The sequence below is a fragment of the Streptomyces massasporeus genome (genome assembly GCF_014648995.1).
In the GTDB taxonomy this organism is placed as follows: domain Bacteria; phylum Actinomycetota; class Actinomycetes; order Streptomycetales; family Streptomycetaceae; genus Streptomyces; species Streptomyces massasporeus.
The window spans coordinates 154008-174544 of record NZ_BMSE01000018.1 but is presented as its reverse complement, the minus strand read 5'-3'; the positions used below and the strand labels follow the sequence as shown (position 1 = coordinate 174544).

Sequence of the window (20537 nt, the reverse complement as noted above, 5' to 3'; positions counted from 1 at the left end):
ACCAGCGGGACGCCCGGGCCTGCCGGCCCGGGCGTCCTGTCATGCGGGGGTGATCAGACCAGGTCGAACCGGTCCAGGTTCATGACCTTGACCCACGCCGCGACGAAGTCGTTGACGAACTTCTCCTTCGCGTCGTCGCTCGCGTAGACCTCGGCGAGGGCGCGCAGCTCGGAGTTCGAGCCGAAGACCAGGTCGGCGCGGGAGCCGGCCCACTTGACCTCGCCCGTGGCGGCGTCGCGGCCCTCGAACGTGGTCTGGTCCTCGGTCGTCGACTTCCACTCGATGCCCAGGTCCAGCAGGTTGACGAAGAAGTCGTTCGTCAGCGAGCCGGGCGTCTTGGTGAGGGCGCCGAGCTGGGACTGCTGGTGGTTGGCGCCCAGCACGCGCAGGCCACCGACCAGGACGGTCATCTCGGGGGCGCTCAGGGTGAGCAGGTTCGCCCGGTCCAGGAGCAGGAACTCGGCCGGCAGGCGGTTGCCCTTGCCGTGGTAGTTGCGGAACCCGTCGGCGGTCGGCTCGAGCGCCTCGAACGACTCGGCGTCGGTGTGCTCCTCCGTCGCGTCCACGCGGCCCGCGGTGAAGGGGACCTCCACCTGGAAGCCGGCTTCCTTGGCGGCCTTCTCGACGGCGGCGGTGCCGCCGAGGACGATCAGGTCGGCCAGGGAGACCTTCTTGGCGCCGGAGTTGAACTCCTGCTGGATGCCCTCCAGAACCCGCAGGACCTGCGCCAGCTCGTCGGGCTCGTTGACCTCCCAGCCGCGCTGCGGCTCAAGACGGATACGGGCGCCGTTGGCGCCGCCACGCTTGTCGCTGCCGCGGAAGGTGGACGCCGAGGCCCACGCGGTGGACACCAGCTGCGAGACGGACAGACCCGACTCGAGGAGCTTGGTCTTCAGGGTCGCGATGTCGCCGCCGTCGATGGTCTCGCCCTCGGCCTCGGGCAGCGGGTCCTGCCAGACCAGGGTCTCGGCCGGGACCTCCGGGCCGAGGTACAGCGACTTCGGGCCCATGTCACGGTGGGTCAGCTTGAACCAGGCGCGGGCGAAGGCGTCCGCGAACTCCTGCGGGTTCTCGTAGAACCGGCGGGAGATGGGCTCGTAGATCGGGTCGAAGCGCAGCGCCAGGTCCGTGGTGAGCATCTTCGGACGGTGCTTCTTCGCGGAGTCGTGCGCGTCCGGAACGATCTCCGGGGCATCCTTGGCGACCCACTGGTTGGCACCGGCCGGGCTCTGCTCGAGCTCGTACTCGAACTCGAAGAGGTTCTTGAAGAAGCCGTTGCTCCACTGGGTGGGCGTGCTGGTCCAGGTGACCTCGAGGCCCGAGGTGATGGCGTCGCCGCCCTTGCCCGTGCCGTAGGTGCTGCGCCAGCCCAGGCCCTGCTCCTCCATGGAGGCGGCCTCGGGGTCGGCGCCGACGTTGTCGGCCGGGCCGGCACCGTGGGTCTTGCCGAAGGTGTGGCCGCCCGCGATCAGGGCGACGGTCTCCTCGTCGTTCATCGCCATGCGGCGGAACGTCTCGCGGATGTCGCGGGCCGCGGCGATCGGGTCCGGGTTGCCGTTGGGGCCCTCGGGGTTGACGTAGATGAGGCCCATCTGGACGGCGCCGAGCGGGCTCTCCAGCTCGCGGTCGCCCGTGTAGCGCTTGTCGTCGAGCCAGGTGGTCTCGGGGCCCCAGTACACGTCCTCCTCGGGCTCCCAGACGTCCGCGCGGCCGCCGGCGAAGCCGAAGGTCTCGAAGCCCATCTGCTCCAGGGCGACGTTGCCGGTGAGGATCATGAGGTCGGCCCAGGAGATGCTCTGGCCGTACTTCTTCTTCACGGGCCACAGCAGGCGGCGGGCCTTGTCGAGGTTGCCGTTGTCCGGCCAGCTGTTGAGCGGGGCGAAGCGCTGCTGGCCGGCGCCGGCGCCGCCGCGGCCGTCGCTGATGCGGTAGGTGCCCGCGCTGTGCCAGGCCATACGGACCATCAGCGGGCCGTAGTTGCCGAAGTCGGCCGGCCACCAGTCCTGCGAGGTGGTGAGCACCTCGGCGATGTCCTGTTTGACGGCGTCGAGGTCGAGGTTCTTGAAGGCCTCGGCGTAGTCGAAGTCCCCACCGAGCGGGTTGGCCACCTCGGGGTTCTTGGCGAGGATCTTCAGGTTGAGCCGCTCGGGCCACCACTGGCGGTTGCCGCCACCCTGGGTCGGGTGCAGGGCGCGGCCGTGCGCCACGGGGCAACCGCCTCCCGCCTCCTCCGACTTCGGCTCGGTGACGATCGCGTCGTGGTTCTCAGTCATGGAAATCCTTCCGGACGGGGTGGATCACGGTGCTCAGGGGGATCACGTGCTCGGGAACGCTCGGGTGGATCAGGTGTGCTCGGGAACGCTCGGGGGGATCACGTGCTCAGTTGCTGCGGGCGGTGGAGCAGGCGGGGCACAGGCCCCAGTAGATGACCTCGGCCTCGTCGACGGCGAAGCCGCGGTCGTCGGACGCGGTCAGGCAGGGGGCGTGACCGACCGCGCAGTCGACGTCGGCGACGGCTCCGCACGACCGGCACACGAGGTGGTGGTGGTTGTCGCCGACCCGCCCCTCGTAGAGGGCCGGGCTGCCGGGTGGGTCGAGGCGGCGTATGAGGCCCGCCGCGGTGAGTGCGTGCAGCCCCTCGTAGACGGCCTGGACGGAGATGTGGCCCACACGGCCGCGCACCTCGGAGGCGATCGCCTCGGCGCCGAGGTGGTCACCGTCCCGCACGGCCTCGAGCAGCGCGACGCGGGCGGCCGTCACCCTCAGGCCGGCACCGCGCAGCTCCTCGGCTGTGGTCGGGTTCCCGGTTGCGGTCATGCGTCCAACCTAGCCACACAAACACGAGCGGTTCAAGAAAACGAACGGTTCAATTTTGGTGTCGTGTGTGGAGCCTTTGCGGGGCGGCTTACTTACGGGCTGTGAGCTCAGTCACAGTCGTCATGATGGCGCCCCGGCGGGCGCCGGGGGGGCGCACCGCCGTGTCGGTCAGCCGGTCACGCGTCCGACGAGGCCGAGGTCAGGCGTTCGAGGCGGGCGGCGGCCGTCGCGGCCTTGCGGCCGGCCTCGCGGGCCCGGCGGTCGGCCGTGCGCGCCCGCTCCCGGGCCGCCCGCTCGGCGAAGCGGGCCTGCTGGTGTTCGCCCCTGACCTGTTCCAATGTGCCGGTGAGCTCCTCGACACGTCGCTGGAGGCCGTCCACCTGCTGTTTCGCCTCCGCCACCTCCCGGCCCGCGGCGTCCGCCGCGTCCTGCAGCTCCCGTAGCTCGCGTTCGGCGGCTTCGGCGTCTTCTCGGGCCTGGGCGAGCCTGCGCCGCTGCCGCTCGCTCCCCTTCTCGCCCGGGCGGGAGGGGGCGGGTGCGGGTGGGGGTTCAGGGCGCCGCGGCCGGGCGCCCTCGGCGGTGGCGGGGAAGCCGACGGCCGCGCTGAGCGGCTTGGCCAGGCGGCCGCCGGCCCAGGCCCGGGCGGCCTCGGGGTCGGCCAGGACGGCGTGCAGCGTGTTCTCGACCTCGCGCTGCACGCTCTCGCCGATCGGATGACCGGCCTCCTTGGCGAGCTGCCGGGCCTGGAGGGACAGGGCGCGGATGAGCGCGTGCTGCCGGCGGCTCAGCTCGCGCAGCTGCGTGCCGTCCAGGTCCTGGTGGGCCTGCCGCAGCCCCTCCCCCAGGCGCAGCAGCGGCTCGACCTCCCCGGGGCTGCTGCGGACCAGGAGATTGCTGACCCAGGCGGCGAGGCTGGGCTTGCGCAACGTGCGGATCCGCTCGGCGAGTTCCCGGTCGCCGGCGGTGCGGGCGGAGGCCATGGCGGAGGCCCGGGCGGCGGTGAACTCCTCCGGGCGCAGGGCGTACAGCTCGTCGGCGACGGAGTCGTAGTCCATGGGCACCCCTTTTCGCACGGAAGATCCGCTTTCGATCGTCTCAAGCCCTGCCCGCCGGGGCGCGCGGAGTGCCCGCAGGACGGGGGGCGGAGGTACCCCCTTCAAGATCGGGAAATCGACGGTTTAACATATGAGCGCCGCCTAGCTCGAAAGATGGACTCGTGACTGTCAACGACGACTCGTTCACCAACTGGAAGATCCGCGAGGAGATCGCGGAGTCGATGATCCCGATCATCGGGAAGCTGCACCGCGAGCAGGACGTGACGGTCCTGCTGCACAGCCGCTCCCTGGTGAACAAGTCGGTGGTGAGCATCCTCAAGACCCACCGTTTCGCCCGGCAGATCGCCGGAGTGGAGCTGTCGGTCACCGACACCCTGCCGTTCCTGCAGACTCTCACCACGCTCGACCTCGGCCCCTCCCAGATCGACATCGGCCTGCTCGCCGAGGCCTACCAGGCCGACGACCGGGGCCTGTCGATCGCGGAGTTCACCGCCGAGGCCGTCGCCGGTGCCACGGGCGCCGACAAGATCGAGCGCCGTGAGGGCCGGGACGTCGTCCTCTACGGCTTCGGCCGCATCGGCCGGCTCGTGGCCCGCCTGCTCATCGAGAAGTCCGGCTCCGGCAACGGCCTGCGGCTGCGGGCCATCGTCGTGCGCGGGGGTGGCGATCAGGACATCGTCAAGCGCGCCTCCCTGCTGCGCCGCGACTCGATCCACGGCCAGTTCCAGGGCACGATCACCGTCGACGAGGCGAACAGCACGATCGTCGCCAACGGCAACACCATCAAGGTGATCTACGCCAACGACCCGTCCGAGGTCGACTACACGGCGTACGGCATCAAGGACGCCATCCTCATCGACAACACCGGCAAGTGGCGCGACCGTGAGGGCCTGTCCCAGCACCTGCGCCCCGGTATCGACAAGGTCGTGCTGACCGCGCCCGGCAAGGGTGACGTCCCCAACATCGTGCACGGCGTCAACCACGACACGATCAAGCCGGACGAGCAGATCCTGTCCTGCGCGTCCTGCACCACCAACGCGATCGTGCCGCCGCTGAAGGCGATGGACGACGAGTTCGGGGTCCAGCGCGGCCACGTCGAGACGGTTCACTCGTTCACGAACGACCAGAACCTGCTGGACAACTACCACAAGGCCGACCGCCGCGGCCGCTCCGCGCCGCTCAACATGGTCATCACCGAGACCGGTGCCGCCTCCGCCGTCGCCAAGGCGCTGCCCGACCTCAAGGCGCCGATCACCGGCAGCTCGATCCGCGTCCCGGTCCCGGACGTCTCGATCGCGATCCTCAGCCTGCGGCTCGGCCGCGAGACCACCCGCGAGGAGGTCCTCGACCACCTTCGCGACGTCTCGCTGACCTCGCCTCTCAAGCGCCAGATCGACTTCACCACGGCTCCCGACGCGGTCTCGAGCGACTTCATCGGCTCGCGCCACGCCTCGATCGTCGACGCCGGCGCCACCAAGGTCGACGGCGACAACGCGATCCTCTACCTGTGGTACGACAACGAGTTCGGCTACTCGTGCCAGGTCATCCGCGTCGTGCAGCACGTCTCCGGCGTGGAGTACCCGACGTACCCGGCCCCGGCGGTCTGACCCCGGAAGACGAAAGCGCGGGGCGTGCGGGCCCCGCGCTTTCGTGTGTCATCGACGGGTCAGTTCGATCCGGTACTCCCGTTCCTGTGAGCCGTCTTCGCTGGTCACGGACACGATGTGGGCCTTCTTGCCGCCGGCCGTGTCCCGCCGGACCGTCACCTTCGCATAGGGGTCACGCGGTGTGGCGGTGATCTCGGCGCGGTCCGGGCGGTCGACCGCCACCCGGTAGCCCGTCCGGTCCGGCTCGAAGCCGCTCAGGGACTCGCCGTCCACCTCGATCGACGCGGCCGCGGCGTCGGCGGAAACGCCCGGCGCCTTGGCGAAGACATCGATCTCCCCGAGGGTGATGTAGCCGCCCGGACGGGCCGTCATCACCACGCGCACACCCGTCACCGGGCCGGTGCCACGCACCCTGACGTCGGCCACGGGCGTCCCTTCGGTGCCGACGGCGACCTGGTCGCTCGCGTCGGACCAGGTGCCGTCGCCGCCGCGCACCTGCACCTTGAGGGACTCCGCGAAACTGACGTTGGTGCCGTCACGGTGGAAGTGGGTCACGACCCGGGTCAGATCGCGTGCCTCCGGCAACGTGAAGGTGATGGTGTCGGACGGGTTCTTCGTGCCGGACTTCCAGTTCGACCAGGCCTTCTCGGACGTGGTGCCGTTGCGCAGACCCTCGGCGGAGTAGCCGCCCTCGGTGTAGGTCGCGCCGACCGTGACGCCCTCGTCGCGCGCCGAGTTGGTCTCCTTCGGCGCGGCGACCTGGACGCGTACGGTCGCCTCGGCCGTTTCCCCGCCGGGTACCCGGGCCGTGCCGCGCAGGGTCACCACTCCGGTGTCGCCGAACGCGCCCTCGGGTGCGGCGTCCCAGGTGACCGGGAGGTCGGCCGTCCCGCCGTGCCGTCCCACGCCGGTGACCGTGGCGGGCAGGTCGGGCCGTCCGCCGGTGTAGGTCTTGGCGCGGGCAGGGAGGGTCGAGTCGATGGTGTCCACGGTGACGACCGCCTCGGCCGGGACGGTCCGGCCGAGGGCGTCGGTGGCCCTGCCCTTCACACGAACAGTTCCGGGCTTGCGCCAGCGCGACTCGGAGGGCAGAGTCCACTCGACCGGGAGCGTGCCCCGGGCGCCGTCGCGGAAGACGGGCGTCACGGTGCCGGGCAGTTCGGGGGCGCGCCCGGGGACGGTGAACGCTGCCGCGGGTCGTGTCCGCAGGACCGTCTCGTCGGTCACGCCCCAGCGCTGGTTCGCGTGGGAGGTCGGGAGGAAGGCCGACACGCGGGCGCCGTCCGTGGTCGACTGGTTGACGACGTCGAGGAGGCGGCCCGTAGCGGCGTTGACGAAGGTCCAGGTGCCGTCACCCGTGGTGGACATGATCCACTGTGCGGCCGGTGTGTCTCCGTCCTCGAGCACGGCCTCGTTGTCGCGTACGGCCAGGCGCCTGCCGTCGGCCGCGTTGACGAGGGCGTAGCGCTCGCGGTTGCTCTCGCCGCGGGTCAGCCGCTTCACGCTCCACAGCTGCGACCTGGCGGCCGGGTCGGACGTACGGACGACGACGCCGTTGCCGTCTGCGGACGGGGCCAGGGATTTGCCGCTCTGGGCGCCCTGGAGGCGGTAGGTGTGGCCGGGCTGGACGAGCGCGGCGTCCTTCGCGGTGCCGGACACGCCGTCGACGAGGAGGGTGGTGACCGACTTCGCCGGGACGGTCACGGTGGCCGAGCGGTCCTCGACCCCGACGGGCGTTCCGCGGACGAGTGCGCCGGAGGCGCTGGTCACGACGGGTGTCACGGTGGCGCCGGGTGCGACCCGGCGGAACTTCGAGAGATCCAGGGTCACCGCGCGCGGGCTCGTGCCGTTGTTGACGTGCACCACCGTCGCTCCGCGGCCGGACCCCCGCACGGCGGCGACGCTGGAGGGGTCGTCGGCCTTGACGAAGTGGTCGCCGGGGCGGATGTGGTGGGTGAAGTTGCGCAGGGTGTCGAACTTGGTGTTGGTCTTGACCGGGCAGGTCTCCAGGGTGTCCTTCGCCGTGCAGTTGAACGGGATGTGGATGCTGCCCCAGTTCTTGCCGGCCTGCGCCTGGGGGATGGAGTCCTCGATCGGCTGCCACAACACCCAGGCGGACGGCTCCAGTTCACGCATGTCCTCGACGACCCGGGTGGCGATGCCGAGCCCCGGTTCCATGCCGGTGAAGTCGGTGCCGGTCCCCCAGGTGCCCTCGACCTCGCTCATCCAGAACGGCTTGTCCGCTGCCTTGGCGCTGTCGCGGGCGCTGGTGCGCATGCCGGTGCCGTAGGTGTGCACGTTGAGCTGGTCGACGGCGGACCGGGCGGATGGGTCGTAGGCGTTCCAGTTGCGGACGAAGGTGCTGGGGTTGGTCTCGTCCATCGCGGAGATCGTGGCGCGGGTCCGTGCCTTCTTCAGCGCGCGGTCCAGGGCCAGGACGACCTTCTGCTGGAGTTCGGGGCCTGCGTGCGCGCCCTCCTGGCGGCCGCCGGTGGGCTGTCCGTCGGCGCCGATCTGGGTGCCCCAGTAGTTGGTGTTGGGCTCGTTGAGCGGGGCGATGGTGTCGAACGTGATGCGGTGCTTCTTCTCCAGCTGGTCGGTGACCTTGACCAGGTAGGTGGCGAAGTCGTCGACGCGGTCCGCCCGTATCTGGTCCGTGTTGGCGTCGAAGCCGCCGGAGACGTAGCCGCTGACGGTCTGGAACCAGGGCGGCGAGTTGCTGAACGCCTCCCAGCGGGTCACCTTGCTCTTCACGCGGTCCACCCACCAGCGCTGGCCGGCGTCGGCGGACCAGTCCCAGTGCCCGGGGTCGTCCGGGTTCCACCAGTCGGTGTCCTGCCTGGTGGTGCCCGCTGGGGCCTTCCAGAAGCCGTCCATCGTCGCGCCGGTCTTCATGTAGTCCTTGCGGACGTCGGGGGCGTTGCCGCCGCCGATGTTGTAGCGCGCGATGTTGAGGCGGAGCCCGTCCTCGCCGAACAGCATGTCGGCGAGCTTCTGCCGGATGGGTTCGGGGTAGCGGCCGGTGATGTTGGCGAACCAGACGAGACTGGTCCCCCATCCTTCGAACTCCTGCTGCCGGTAGGACGGGTCGATCCGTACCGTCACCGCACTCGCGGGCGGATCGGCGGCAGCGGCTGCGGAAGGCACGGTCACGAGGCCCGCGCCGAGTGCCAGGGGGACGGCGATCGCCAGTGCCGTCCGGGCGAGGCGATGTCTGCTGGACATGGATTCCCTTCGGGAGCGAACAGAACCGCGCAGAACCAATCGAGCTTCCCGAATGTTTTAGGACGGCAATCAACACGTCAAGAGGTGGGGCGAGTTGGGAACCGGCGCTCTACCGCACGCGAGGGAGGGGTGAGACTGAGACGAACGAGGGAGGAGGCGAATCTGCCGACCCTGAAGGACCCCGGTTCGGTCAAGCCGGAGGTGAGTACGCGTGAGGCGCCGATCGGCGTTCTGGTTGCGCGACACCCACCGTGCCGACATGCGTGAGGGACACGGGGCGCGGCCCTTTCCGGCGAGGCGGTAACCGTGCCGGCGGCGGAGCGGACGTGATGCCCGCTCGGCGTGTCCATGTGCTGGGCGATCACCGTGAGGCCGGCTGGGGCTCACGGCACGCGGGACGGATCTCCTTCGATCCGTCGGCCGGCATGGCAATGTGCCGCGTCCGCCACGGGACGCGGCACCGCCACAGGACCTCAGTGCTTGAAGACGTCCTTGGTCTTCTCCTTGGCCTGCCGGGCGTCGCCCTTCGACTGCTCGGCCTTGCCCTCGGCCGTCAGGCGCTCGTTGCCCACCGCACGGCCGATCGTCTCCTTGGCCTTGCCCTTGGCCTGCTCGGCCTTGGCCTTGCCCTTCTGGTCTCCAGCCACGGTTCGTTCACTCCAAGTCGTGTCCGACTGCGGGGTCACCCCACGAGTGACCGTGAAAGGGCAGCTCAAACGTGCCGCGCGGGTGTCCGGTCCATGAGAGCCTTGCCCCGACCATGATCAACGAGCCCGGAGGACGGGGCATGACCATCAATCGGCCGGGGCTGCCCGGGGACCTTCCGTCGGCCGAGGTGCTGTGGGCGCGCTGGGCGCTCATCGCCGTACTGGAGGCCACCACGGAGGGTGAGCAGGAGCGTCACCACCGCACGGGTACCTGGGTGGACGGCGAGGGGCTCCATCTGGACGACGCCGGCTGCACGTGGTGGGGCTTCGCACCACGGGGCGAGGGGCGGTACGTGCTCTTCGGCGAGGACGAGTCGAGCGGCGCCAAGTGGCACGAGCCGCCGGTCGACATGCTGGCCGGCGCTCCGCAATGGCTCCCGCACGAGCAGCTGAAGGATCTGCTGAGCGGGTGGCAACTGGGCTGCGTCTACTGGTACGAGGACGGAGCGTGGGCTCGCGCCTCCTACCCCGGCACCCTGGACGACGACGGTCTCGACTGCGGCATGAGCCGCTTCGTCGACCGGGCCGATGTGCTGCGCACGATCGCCGACGAGGATCACGGCGCGACGTCGGCCCAGGACGCGGAGTCCCTGCTGGCGCACGCGGAGAACCGGCGCCTGACACCGGAGCTCCTGATGTCCCTGACCTCCGATCCCGGCTGGCGGCAGCGGGACCGGGCGGCCATGACCAGGGCGCTGGAGCGGGCGGGCCTGTACCGGCCGTGATCCGCCGAGGTCAGTGACAGCACCCGTCGGCCGCCTGCGGGCCGGGCGTGGTGTCCAGGCGGCAGTAGCAGGACGCGTGGATCGGCACATCGGCCAGCGCGGTCGCGAGCGTGAGCTGGTGGGCCACGAGGGCCGCCTCGCCGGTCTTGCCCGTGCGGAGCAGGCACTCGTGGAAGCCGTGCAGCGCCCAGACGTTGTTGGGGTGCTGGAGCGGGCGGGGCAGGGTGTCGTCGAGGCCGAGGTCGGCACGGTAGACGGCTTCCGCCTCCGCCACGCGGCCCTGTTCCAGCAGCAGCGCGCCGTAGGCGTGACGGGTGGGCTGCATCCAGCCCCAGGGCTCGTCGTAGGGCAGGTTGTCGTCGAGTTCGATGGAGCGTTCCAGGGCGGCGAAGGCGAGGTCGTGCCGGCCCCTGCGGTATTCGAGTTCGCCGTCCAGCATGGCGGAGGCGATGGCGAGGATGTCCTCGCAGGTGTTGTTGAACAGCATCCGCGTCCCGGGCACCCGGCCCACCGCAGCGCGGAACAACTCGCGCTCGGCCTCCGCCCGGTCGACCTCGCCGGTCGCGGAGAGGGCGACGCCTCGGGCGTAGTGCCGCATGGCGACGGTCGTCGCGTAGAGATCCGGGTCGACGGGGGCGGGCAGTTCGAGGATCTCGGCCCAGCGGCCGAAGCGGATCAGGACGTGCACGCGCATGGCCAGGAAGGCCTCCAGCCAGTCGGCCATCGGGGGGCTCTGGACGCGGAGCAGGTCCTCGGGGATGGCGGCTTCCAGCTGGGCGGCGGTGTCGAGGGCGACCTGTGCCTGGCCGAGGAACATGGCGCCGTAGATCTTGAAGTGGTGGTTGTGCGCCCGGTAGAGGGTGTAGAAGTTCATCGCGCCGGACCGCCGGTGGTACTTCTCGTCGGCGGCGATCGCGTCGCTGTTGGCGGAGACCACCTGGCGGTAGTCGCCGCACAGGACGTCCAGGTGCGAGGGCATGTGCAGCAGGTGCCCGGCGTCGGGCACGAGGCGGCGCAGGCGGTCGGCGACGGTGAGGGCCTGCTCCGGTGTCGGGGACATCTCCATCAGGTGGATGTAGAGGTGCAGGATCCCCGGGTGGCGTACTGCGGCCTCGGTGGCGAGGGCGCGTTCCAGCACGGCCCTGGCCTCGGTGGTCCGGGCGCCCTCGGCCGGCTGCCCGGTCTTGAGATTCCACAACTGCCAGGGGGTGAGGTTCATCGCGGCGTCGGCGTGGAGGGTGGCGATGTCCGGGTCGTCGGGCGCCAGTTCGTAGACCACGCGCATCGCGTCCGCGTAGGGCTCGTTCCACACCGAGCAGTCCTCGACGGCCTGAGACTGCGGGTAGCGGGCCCGCAGTGCGCCGATGAGGGCCTGCTCGACCGGGGTGCAGCGGGTGGCTTTCTCATGGGCCCGTTCCACGGCGGCGTGCGTGCGCTCGACCGTCTGGACCAGTTCCTCGCCGTCGAAGAATTCCCAGGGCTTGTTGTAGTTCGGGCCGAGCGCGTAGGCAATGCCCCAATGGGCCATCGCGCACTCCGGATCGGCCTCGGCCGCCTTTTCGAAGCAGGCGACCGCTTCCTCGTGATGGAAGGCGTACGTCCACATCAGGCCGCGATCGAACCAGAGTTGGGCATCGGCGGAGGACGTGGTGACGGGACGGCTGTAGGTGCCGAGATCGTAATAGTCGCCCATGAGTTTCTCCTGGGAAAAGCGGCCGGGGCCGTGAGAATAGCGGTTACGGACACGCCCTCGACTTCCGATCAATTCTCGTATTTCCAGGTTAACGGTTCACGTAGCGGGCGCAGGGCGCTGGTGCCGCACGGGCGCCGGGCGCCGGGCGATGGTGCCGCTTCCCACGCGCCGCTCCCGATCACCTCGGGCTACACCGTGACTGCCACCGGGCATGGTTGAGGGCATGACCGACTTCCCGAGTTTTCCGCCCGGCTTCGTGTTCGGGGCCGCGACCGCCTCTTACCAGATCGAGGGGGCGGTGCGGGAGGACGGGCGCGGGCCGTCCATCTGGGACACCTACAGCCACACCCCGGGACGGGTGGCGAACGGCGACACCGGTGATGTCGCCTGTGACCACTACCACCGGTATCCGCAGGACGTGGCGTTGCTGCGCGAGCTGGGCGTGGACTCCTACCGGTTCTCGATCGCCTGGCCGCGGATCGTGCCGGACGGGCCCGGCCAGGTGAACGTCAAGGGGCTGGACTTCTACTCGCGGCTGGTCGACGAGCTCCTGGCGGCGGGGATCGAGCCCGCCGCCACGCTCTACCACTGGGATCTTCCGCAGGCCCTGGAGGACGGCGGCGGCTGGCGGGTGCGGGAGACCGCGGAGCGGTTCGGTGAGTACGCGGCCGTCGTCGCGGAGCACCTGGGCGACCGGGTGCCGCGCTGGATCACCCTCAACGAGCCGTGGTGCAGTGCCTTCCTCGGCTACTCCGTCGGCCGGCACGCCCCCGGCGCCCGCGAGGGCCACGGCGCGCTCGCCGCCGCACACCACCTGCTGGTCGGGCACGGCCTGGCCGTACAGGCACTGCGGGCGGCCGGAGTGCGCGAGGTGGGCATCACCCTCAACCTCGACCACCACCTGCCCTCGACCCGCTCCCCCGCCGACGACGGAGCCGTGACCCGGGCCGACACCCTGCACAACCTCGTGTGGACCGAGCCGATCCTCAGGGGTCGCTACCCGGCCACCGAGGAGGACACCTGGGGTGCGTTGATCACCGGTCAGAGCTTCCGCCGGGGCGGCGACCTGGAACTGATCTCCCAACCGCTCGACTTCCTCGGCATCAACTACTACCGGCCGATCGTGGTGGCCGACGCCCCGCACCGCGAGAGCGACCCGTCGCGGCGCGTCGCGACGGACAACCGGTACGAGGAGGTACCCCTGCCCGACGTGCGCCGCACCGCCATGGGCTGGGCCGTCGCACCCCACACCTTCACGGACCTGCTCGTGGACCTCAAGAAGCAGTACGGCGACGCGCTGCCGCCCGTCCACATCACCGAGAACGGCTCGGCGGAGGAGGACGAGGTGAGCCCCGACGGGGCCGTCCACGACGCTGACCGGGTTGCCTACCTGCGCGATCATCTCACCGCCCTGCGGGCCGCGATGGACGCCGGGGTGGACGTGCGCGGCTACTACGTGTGGTCGCTCCTGGACAACTTCGAGTGGGCCTTCGGCTATGACAAGCGTTTCGGAATCGTCCGCGTCGACTACGCCACGCAGCAGCGGACCCCCAAGGACAGCTATCACTGGTACCGGTCGCTGATCGCCGCGCAGCGACGGTGACCGTGACGGCGATGCCCCTGGCGGAAGTGACCTTGGCGGAGGTGACGGCCCCGGTCAGACACTGGCCGGCAGCTGCGGGCCAGGACCTTGATCATGGTGTGGGTCCAGCGGAGCTGCCGGAGCGTCCGCGGATGACGGTCGGCGACGAGCGCCGGCAGCCGCTCGTCCCGGGTGGCCTGTGCCACCCGGGCGAGCATCTGCCAGTGAAGCGAGTTCCGTGCGGCCGCCAGGTGCAGGTCCCGCAGATAGATCAGCAGGAGCAGTCCGCTCCCGGGGCGCCGGCCGAGGGCTCCCGAGGCCTCCTCCCGGAGCGAGGCGAGCGCCTCGGGACACGGGTGGTCGCGAGGACCGGCCAGGTCGAGGCCGTGGTCGCGCCCCGCGTCGGCGAGACGGACGGTTCATGAATGGTTACATACGGCACATGGGCGGCACGGTCGGCCATCATCTTGTCGTTCGATCGTGGGCACCTTCGCCAGTGGGCTGGCACCGCCCAACTCCCGCTCCCTAGGATGTACTTCCTGTCCAGCCAGTCCGTTGGCGCGGCACCTTGCAGGGGGAACGATGCACTCCGAGAAGCAGCTGTCCACCGAGATCGACGCGAACGTGCCGACGGCAGCGCGCATGTACGACCACTACCTGGGCGGCAAGGACAACTACGCGGCCGACCGCGCCGCGTGCGAGGAACTCGACAAGGTCGTGCCGAGCACGCGCCGTCTCGCCCTGAACAACCGGCGCTTCCTCCAGCGGGTCGTGAAGACCCTCTCCGAGGAGTACGGCATCCGGCAGTACCTGGACCACGGATCCGGCCTGCCGACGCAGGACAACGTGCACCAGGTCGCCCAGCGCATCGACCCCACGACCCACGTGGTCTACGTGGACAACGACCCGATGGTGCTCGTCCATGGCCGTGCGCTGCTGGAGCAGGACGAGCGGACGACGGTCATCCACGCGGACCTCCGCGAGACCGACCAGATCTTCGGGCACGCCGACACCAAGCGGCTGATCGACTTCTCCGAGCCGGTGTGCGTGCTCTTCAACTCGGTCTTCCACTGCATCCCGGACAGCGACACGGACGGACCGGTCGCGGTGGCCCGCCGCGTGCGGGAACGGCTGGCGCCCGGCAGCTTCATGGTGATGTGCCAGCTGGTCAGCGAGGACCCGGAGGTCCGGGCCTTCGTCACGAACTTCATGGACCAGGCGACCCATGGCAACTGGGGCCGCGTGCGCGAACCGAAGGACGTGGAGACGTACTTCGAGGGCCTGGAGATCCTGGAGCCGGGGCTCGTGGAGGTGTCCACCTGGCGCCCGGACACCGAGGTGACGCCCCGTCAGCTCACGCACGAGTGGATCGAGTTCGGCGGCGTCGGACGGATCCCCCTGGAGAAGTGACCACGCCGATGCCTCGCGCGGGACGGTCTTCGTCCCACGCGAGGCATCCGTGCGTCACGGGTAGCGCTGCTCCATGGTCTGCCGCAGCAGCTCCATCGAGTCACGGGGCTTGAGCGCCTCGTCCGCGAGCCGGTCCAGTGCGATCCGGTACTCCTCGGTCTCGTCCCGGTCCTCGAGGAAGTTCGCGCTCTTGATGTGCTCCAGGTAGACCACATCGGGGAGATCGAGGCCGCCGAAGCGCAGATACGTGATCGGAATGGCCGGTGCCGAGGCGTTGGTGACGCTCAACGGCACGATCTGCAAGGTTACGTGGGAACGCTCGGCCATCTCGACGAGGTGCGCGAGCTGCTCCCGCATGACCTCGGTGCTGCCGAGGACGCGCAGCAGCACGGACTCGTCGATGATCGCCCACAGCTGCGGGGCGTCGGTCCGCGACAGCAACCGGGTGCGGTGCCTGCGCAGTTCGACGCGCCGCTCCACCTCACCGGCCGGCGCGTTGGGCAGGCCGCGCTCCACCACGGCCTTGGTGTAGGCGGGCGTCTGCAACAGGCCGGGCACGTACTGGATCTCGAAGGTACGGATGGTGGCCGCGGCCTCCTGCAGCCCGACCAGCCGGTCGAACCACTCGGGCATCAGCCGCTTGTCGTACCGCTGCCACCAGCCCGGCTCCCCGGCCCGCTGCAGCAGCTTGAGCAGCACGGAGGCTTCGTAGTCGTCGGTGCCGTACAGCTCCAGCAGCGCGCGGACGTCGTTCTCCGTCGGCGGGCGGCGGCCCTTGCCCGACTCGATGCGGGACAACTTCGCGGCACTGAACCCGACAGCGCGCGCCGCCTGGTCCTGGGCGAGCCGGGCGTCCTCGCGGAAGCCGGCGAGCTGCACACCGACCAGCATCTTCAGCAGAGTCGGCGCGGGCTCGGGCCTGTCCAGATAGGGTTCCAGGCGGGAGATGCGATGCGACGCGGCGGACATCCTGACTCCCAGCAGACCGGCACAAGGGCGACTAACACTATCGCACTTCACCGGGCCTTCACGCATCCGCCCGCAGCGCCCCCGCAGAAGTAGGGAGTTGGGCTCCGCTTCGCCCTGAGGGCGTCGCGCCGCGGGCGGGCCGTCACCGCCCCCTCACAACAGGTGGTCGAACTCGCCGTCCTTCGCTCCGGCCAGGAAGGCCGCGACCTCCGCCGACGTGTAGACGAGGGCGGGTCCGTCGGGGTCGCGGGAGTTGCGCATCGCGATCCCGCCGTCGACGAGGGGGGCGACTTCGACGCAGTTGCCCTCGGCGTTGCTGTGCCGGCTCTTCATCCAGCAGGCTTCCAACGAGCTTGCCTGCACTCCGTTCTGCACTGGTGGCACCGCAGTCTCCTTGCTGTTCTCGTTCCCCGCCGCACACGGTGTGCCGGCCGTTCGTCCGAGCCCGGCCGCGTCCCTTCGACCGCACTCGTCCCGGCTTGCGTACCCACAACGGCTTGATTCTCACGCAATTTCTCGTGCAATTGCACGCGAGCGCCTTCAGCGTGGATAATAGCTGCGGCGTCAACCCCCGGGCTGACGCCGCGTCCTGACGTCGCATCGGGGAGATGCCGTGTCATCACCTGCGCAGCACGTGCTCCGGCCGCCGAGTGGGGCTGCGGCGCACGCAGGCGCTCCCGGGGCGGGCCAGTCCACGCCGGCCGGCCCGCACACGGTCCCGTCGTACGGGAGCCCGCCCTCGGTGCCGAGGACACTGCCGCAGTTCTCGGGTGCCCTGTCCGCCTCGACCGTCCTGCGTGTCGAGTGCAGCCGGGAGGGGTTCGCACGAGCCCGGTCCTTCACCCGCGACACCCTGTGCGGCTGGTCCCTCGACCACCGCTGCGACGACGCGACGCTCGTCATCACCGAACTCACCGCCAACGCCGCGACGCACGCGGCGCGAAGATGCCCGGGTGTTCCGGAGATCCGGCTCGGATTCCTCCTGGACCCCACCCATCTGCTGGTCACCGTCGCCGACGCCGACGACCACCCGCCCGTGTACACGCCGGCCGGCGTCTCGCTGGAGGAGCACGGCCGGGGGCTCTGCATCGTCGACGCCCTGTCCGAGGAGTGGGGCTGGGCCCCCACTCCCCCCGCGGGCAAGACCGTCTGGGCCAGGTTGTCGACCCGGCCGGCCACACCCTGCCCACCCCTCTGACACGACTGCCGCGGAAAGGCCCCTCGCCATGCGCAGCGCTTCGACGGAACACCCGAGCAGCGAGCGCCCCCAGCGCCCCGACGCCCCGAGCGGGGTGGCCCGGAAGACGCCGCTCACGGCACTGGACCGCGTGCCGTGGGGCGACATCCAGGACTCCACCGGCTCGGCGGCGGCCATTCCCCACCTGCTCGACGGCATCGCCCTGGGTGATGCCGACACCGCCCGCTCCGCCCTCGACGACCTGCGGAAACGGATCTGCCAGTTCGGCTTCGTGGTCGAACAGGCGACCGCGGCCACGGTTCCGTTCCTGTGGGAGCTGGCGAAGCTGCCGCAGGTGACCTGCCGGGCGCAGATCATCGGGCTGCTCAAGAACATCGCCGACGCCCGGCAGTGGGAGAGCACCGCGGCCGTCTATCCGAAGCTGCTCAACCACCGGGAGAATCCGGTGGTGTGGGAGCGTGCGGCGCGCCAGGCCGTGCGGGCCCGGCGCGACGAGCTCGGCCGGCTGATGGCGGACGAGGACGGCGAGATCGCCCGGGCGACGACGGAGCTGGCCCGCTCACTGGGTGCCTGACCCTGTCGCACCCTTCTGTCGTACGTTTTCGGTGGGTAGGTAAGCCCATGCACGCCCGCAGACGTGACGAAACGGTGAGGACCCCCTGCCACCATGGGTGATGCCCCTCGCCTCCCGGGGCCGGGCAGTGTAGACATGGCACATGGTCCGACTCTTGGGTCGATCCGGGACTCGATCGCCCCTGCGGCCCGGCGCTGCGCCGTCCACACGGCAGCGGCGGGAGGCGGGCTCGTCGCGGTGGCAACCGGTGGCGGGGCTGCGGTCGGCGCTGGGCGGACGCAGCGTCGCCGGACAGGTGTTCCTGCTCGTCGTGGTGATCGTGCTGCTGCTGGTCGTGGCGGCCGTGGTGGCGCTGGTGCTCCAGGTACGGCACGACACGACGCAGGAGGCCCGCAACCGCTCGCTCGCCGTCGCGGAGACCTTCGCGAACGCGCCGGGCACCGTCGCGGCGCTGCAGAGCCCCGATCCCAGCGCCGTGCTCCAGCCGCGCGCCGAGGCCGCCCGCGAGGCGTCGAAGGTCGACTTCATCGTCGTCATGAACACCGACGGGGTCCGCTACACCCACCCCAAGCCGGACCGTATCGGCAAGAAGTTCGTCGGGACGATCGCCCCGGCACTGGCCGGGGAGTCGTTCACCGAGGAGATCGACGGCACCATCGGCCCGCTCGTCCAGGCCGTGGTGCCGGTGAAGGACCCGGACGGCCGGGTCGTGGGGCTGGTCTCGGCGGGGATCACGACCAAGAACGTCGGCGGCACCGCCGACCGTCAGCTGCCCCTCGTACTCGCCGCCGCGGCCGTGGCTCTCGCTCTGGCGACGGCGGGTGCCGCGCTGGTGAGCCGGCGGCTGCTGCGTCAGACCCACGGTCTCGGGCCGCACGAGATGACCCGGATGTACGAACATCACGACGCCGTGCTGCACGCCGTCCGCGAGGGCGTGCTCATCGTCGACGACGAGGGCACCCTGCTGCTCGCCAACGACGAGGCACACCGTCTGCTCGGGCTGCCCGCCGACGCCGAGGGCGGGCACGTCCTCAGCCTCGGTCTCGACCCGGGCATCGCAGACCTGCTGGCCTCCGGACGTGTCGCCACGGACGAGGTGCACCTGGTCGGGGACCGGCTCCTCGCCGTCAACCAGCGGACCACGGACCGTGCGGGCGTCCCGCCCGGCAGCGTCGCCACCCTGCGCGACTCCACGGAACTGCGGGCCTTGTCCGGGCGGGCCGAGACCGCGCGCGAGCGGCTCAACATGCTCTACGACGCCGGAGTGGGCATCGGGACCAGCCTGGACGTGACCCGCACGGCCGAGGAACTCACCGAGCTGGCCGTGCCCCGGTTCGCCGACTTCGTCACCGTGGACCTGTTCGACGCGGTGCTGGGCGGCGGGCAGCCGACCGCGGCGGCGGCGCTCAGCCGGACGGCGGTGAGCGGGATCCGCAAGGACGCGCCGCTCTACCCGGTCGGCGAGCGGATCAGGTTCGTCGACTCCTCCCCGCAGGGCCGCAGCCTCGCGACGGGCGGCCCGGTCCTGGAGCCCCGGCTGAGCGAGGCCCCGGGCTGGCGAGCCCAGGACCTGGAGCGCTCCGCGCAGATCGTCACGTACGGCATCCACTCGCTGATCACCGTGCCGCTGCGGGCCGGCGCCCTGGTGCTCGGCGTGGTCAGCTTCTGGCGCTACGAGAAGCAGGAGCCCTTCGACACCGACGAGCTGGCCCTGGCCGAGGAGCTGGTCGCGCGGGCCGCCGTCTCCATCGACAACGCACGCCGCTACACGCGCGAGCACAGCATGGCGGTGACCCTTCAGCGCAGCCTGCTCCCCCGCAACCTGCCCGAGCAGGGCGCCCTGGAGATCGCCTACCGCTATCTGCCCGCGCAGGCGGGGGTGGGCGGTGACTGGTTCGACGTGCTGCCGCTGTCGGGGGCCAGGGTCGCGCTCGTGGTGGGGGACGTCGTCGGCCACGGGCTGCACGCCGCGGCGACGATGGGCCGGCTGCGCACGGCGGTGCACAACTTCTCCGCCCTCGACCTGCCGCCCGAGGAACTGATCGCCCTGCTGGACGAGTTGGTCGGCCGCATCGACCAGGACGAGACGGAGGACGAGGGCAGCGCCCCGGTCACCGGCGCGACCTGCCTGTACGCCGTCTACGACCCGGTCTCCCGGCGTTGCACCGTCGCGCGGGCCGGGCATCCCCCGCCGGCGCTGATCCACCCGGACGGCACGGTGGAGTTCGCCGACGTGCCCGCCGGTCCCCCGCTGGGGCTCGGTGGTCTGCCGTTCGAGACGGCGGAGCTGGAGCTGGCGGAGGGCAGCCGGCTGGTCCTGTACACCGACGGGCTGGTCGAGGACCGGGAGCGGGACATCGACGTCGGTCTGGAGATGCTGCGCGAGGCGCTGGGCCGGGCCGATGAGTCTCCGGAGGACACCTGCCGGGTCGTGCTCGACTCGCAGCTCACGGCCCGCTCCAGCGACGACATCGCGCTGATCGTCGCGCGTACCCGGGCGCTGGCCGCCGACCAGGTCGCCGAGTGGCCGGTGCCGGCCGACCCCGCGGCCGTGGGCGAGGTGCGGGCGGCGGTCAGCCGGCAGCTGACCGAGTGGGGCCTGGACGAGCTGACGTTCAGCACGGAGCTGATCCTGAGCGAGCTGGTCACCAATGCGCTCCGCTACGGCGACGGGCCCATACGCGTACGGGTGCTGCGCGACCGCAACCTGATCTGCGAGGTGTTCGACAGCAGCAGCACCTCACCGCACCTGCGGTACGCGACCATGACGGACGAGGGCGGGCGGGGCCTGTTCCTCGTCGCGCAGCTCGCGGAACGCTGGGGGACGCGCTACCTGCCCGCCGGGAAGGTGATCTGGGCGGAGCAGCCCCTGCCCATAAGTACCACTGGGGACTCCCCATAAAGTAGCCTTATGAGCTCATAGACTGGACCCTCGTACCGACTTAGGCATGCCTTAGTTTAGGCTTCCCGTCGAG

16 protein-coding genes are annotated in these 20537 nt (G+C 70.7%); 8 read left to right on the top strand and 8 right to left on the bottom strand.

The genetic code is table 11. From position 1 onward, the window contains the following. Positions 1 to 53: 53 nt before the first annotated feature. The 3 genes from katG to IE153_RS31845 form a co-directional block, all read right to left on the bottom strand. Positions 54 to 2273: a catalase/peroxidase HPI gene (gene katG / locus IE153_RS31855; protein ID WP_189593205.1), complete on the bottom strand. Its 2220-nt coding sequence runs from the start codon at positions 2271 to 2273 to the stop codon at positions 54 to 56. Positions 2274 to 2379: 106 nt separating this feature from the next. Then, positions 2380 to 2817, bottom strand: a complete 438-nt coding sequence (locus tag IE153_RS31850) for a Fur family transcriptional regulator (protein ID WP_189593204.1) — start codon at positions 2815 to 2817, stop codon at positions 2380 to 2382. 176 nt (positions 2818 to 2993) lie between these two features. Next, on the bottom strand, positions 2994 to 3872 hold the full coding sequence (locus IE153_RS31845; RefSeq protein ID WP_189593203.1) for a hypothetical protein: 879 nt from the start codon (positions 3870 to 3872) through the stop codon (positions 2994 to 2996). A gap of 161 nt (positions 3873 to 4033) precedes the next feature. On the opposite strand from IE153_RS31845, the gene IE153_RS31840 reads away from it, so the two are divergent. Continuing rightward, positions 4034 to 5479: a glyceraldehyde-3-phosphate dehydrogenase gene (locus tag IE153_RS31840; protein ID WP_189593202.1), complete on the top strand. Its 1446-nt coding sequence runs from the start codon at positions 4034 to 4036 to the stop codon at positions 5477 to 5479. A 48-nt stretch (positions 5480 to 5527) separates the two neighbouring features. Here the strand turns inward: IE153_RS31840 and IE153_RS31835 are convergent, their stop codons facing one another. Together IE153_RS31835 and IE153_RS31830 are read right to left on the bottom strand one after the other, a co-directional pair. Then, on the bottom strand, positions 5528 to 8704 hold the full coding sequence (locus IE153_RS31835; protein ID WP_189593201.1) for an RICIN domain-containing protein: 3177 nt from the start codon (positions 8702 to 8704) through the stop codon (positions 5528 to 5530). Positions 8705 to 9177: 473 nt separating this feature from the next. After that, the gene (locus IE153_RS31830) at positions 9178 to 9351 is read right to left on the bottom strand and encodes a CsbD family protein (RefSeq protein WP_078885282.1); all 174 of its coding nucleotides are present in this window, start codon (positions 9349 to 9351) and stop codon (positions 9178 to 9180) included. A 140-nt stretch (positions 9352 to 9491) separates the two neighbouring features. Between IE153_RS31830 and IE153_RS31825 the strand changes: the two genes are divergently transcribed. Next, complete coding sequence (locus IE153_RS31825) at positions 9492 to 10136, top strand: hypothetical protein (RefSeq protein WP_189593200.1); 645 nt, start codon at positions 9492 to 9494, stop codon at positions 10134 to 10136. A gap of 10 nt (positions 10137 to 10146) precedes the next feature. On the opposite strand, the gene IE153_RS31820 is transcribed toward IE153_RS31825, so the two are convergent. Then, complete coding sequence (locus IE153_RS31820; RefSeq protein WP_189593199.1) at positions 10147 to 11829, bottom strand: tetratricopeptide repeat protein; 1683 nt, start codon at positions 11827 to 11829, stop codon at positions 10147 to 10149. Positions 11830 to 12052: 223 nt separating this feature from the next. Here IE153_RS31820 and IE153_RS31815 point away from each other — a divergent pair, with 223 nt between their 5' ends. The 3 genes from IE153_RS31815 to IE153_RS31805 all read left to right on the top strand — a co-directional run bounded on the left by IE153_RS31815 (position 12053) and on the right by IE153_RS31805 (position 14821). Beyond that, positions 12053 to 13432 (top strand): GH1 family beta-glucosidase, encoded by a 1380-nt coding sequence (locus tag IE153_RS31815; protein ID WP_189593198.1) that lies wholly within the window; start codon positions 12053 to 12055, stop codon positions 13430 to 13432. A gap of 131 nt (positions 13433 to 13563) precedes the next feature. Continuing rightward, positions 13564 to 13836: a hypothetical protein gene (locus IE153_RS42625; RefSeq protein WP_189593197.1), complete on the top strand. Its 273-nt coding sequence runs from the start codon at positions 13564 to 13566 to the stop codon at positions 13834 to 13836. A gap of 157 nt (positions 13837 to 13993) precedes the next feature. Continuing rightward, positions 13994 to 14821, top strand: a complete 828-nt coding sequence (locus tag IE153_RS31805) for an SAM-dependent methyltransferase (RefSeq protein WP_189593196.1) — start codon at positions 13994 to 13996, stop codon at positions 14819 to 14821. 54 nt (positions 14822 to 14875) lie between these two features. On the opposite strand, the gene IE153_RS31800 is transcribed toward IE153_RS31805, so the two are convergent. Together IE153_RS31800 and IE153_RS31795 are read right to left on the bottom strand one after the other, a co-directional pair. Next, entirely contained in the window at positions 14876 to 15790 is a 915-nt protein-coding gene (locus IE153_RS31800) for a helix-turn-helix domain-containing protein (RefSeq protein ID WP_189593195.1), read from the bottom strand. 153 nt (positions 15791 to 15943) lie between these two features. Next, complete coding sequence (locus IE153_RS31795) at positions 15944 to 16174, bottom strand: DUF397 domain-containing protein (protein WP_031108398.1); 231 nt, start codon at positions 16172 to 16174, stop codon at positions 15944 to 15946. 229 nt (positions 16175 to 16403) lie between these two features. Between IE153_RS31795 and IE153_RS31790 the strand changes: the two genes are divergently transcribed. The 3 genes from IE153_RS31790 (at position 16404) to IE153_RS31780 (ending at position 20464) form a co-directional block, all read left to right on the top strand. Continuing rightward, positions 16404 to 16988 (top strand): ATP-binding protein, encoded by a 585-nt coding sequence (locus IE153_RS31790; RefSeq protein ID WP_189593194.1) that lies wholly within the window; start codon positions 16404 to 16406, stop codon positions 16986 to 16988. Between the two features lie 28 nt (positions 16989 to 17016). Then, positions 17017 to 17562: a hypothetical protein gene (locus tag IE153_RS31785; RefSeq protein ID WP_189593193.1), complete on the top strand. Its 546-nt coding sequence runs from the start codon at positions 17017 to 17019 to the stop codon at positions 17560 to 17562. Between the two features lie 142 nt (positions 17563 to 17704). Further along, a complete protein-coding gene (locus IE153_RS31780) occupies positions 17705 to 20464 on the top strand; it encodes a SpoIIE family protein phosphatase (protein WP_189593192.1) in 2760 nt (919 codons plus the stop codon). Positions 20465 to 20537 lie beyond the last annotated feature (73 nt).

What these genes read in the sequence shown, in the direction of transcription:
- IE153_RS31820 (WP_189593199.1), bottom strand. Translation starts at nt 11,829, where the DNA reads ATGGGCGACTATTACGATCTCGGCACCTACAGCCGTCCCGTCACCACG.
- IE153_RS31815 (WP_189593198.1), top strand. Translation starts at nt 12,053, where the DNA reads ATGACCGACTTCCCGAGTTTTCCGCCCGGCTTCGTGTTCGGGGCCGCG.
- IE153_RS31825 (WP_189593200.1), top strand. Translation starts at nt 9,492, where the DNA reads ATGACCATCAATCGGCCGGGGCTGCCCGGGGACCTTCCGTCGGCCGAG.
- katG (WP_189593205.1), bottom strand. Translation starts at nt 2,273, where the DNA reads ATGACTGAGAACCACGACGCGATCGTCACCGAGCCGAAGTCGGAGGAG.
- IE153_RS31805 (WP_189593196.1), top strand. Translation starts at nt 13,994, where the DNA reads ATGCACTCCGAGAAGCAGCTGTCCACCGAGATCGACGCGAACGTGCCG.
- IE153_RS31780 (WP_189593192.1), top strand. Translation starts at nt 17,705, where the DNA reads ATGGTCCGACTCTTGGGTCGATCCGGGACTCGATCGCCCCTGCGGCCC.
- IE153_RS42625 (WP_189593197.1), top strand. Translation starts at nt 13,564, where the DNA reads ATGACGGTCGGCGACGAGCGCCGGCAGCCGCTCGTCCCGGGTGGCCTG.
- IE153_RS31850 (WP_189593204.1), bottom strand. Translation starts at nt 2,817, where the DNA reads ATGACCGCAACCGGGAACCCGACCACAGCCGAGGAGCTGCGCGGTGCC.
- IE153_RS31800 (WP_189593195.1), bottom strand. Translation starts at nt 15,790, where the DNA reads ATGTCCGCCGCGTCGCATCGCATCTCCCGCCTGGAACCCTATCTGGAC.
- IE153_RS31845 (WP_189593203.1), bottom strand. Translation starts at nt 3,872, where the DNA reads ATGGACTACGACTCCGTCGCCGACGAGCTGTACGCCCTGCGCCCGGAG.
- IE153_RS31785 (WP_189593193.1), top strand. Translation starts at nt 17,017, where the DNA reads ATGCGCAGCGCTTCGACGGAACACCCGAGCAGCGAGCGCCCCCAGCGC.
- IE153_RS31835 (WP_189593201.1), bottom strand. Translation starts at nt 8,704, where the DNA reads ATGTCCAGCAGACATCGCCTCGCCCGGACGGCACTGGCGATCGCCGTC.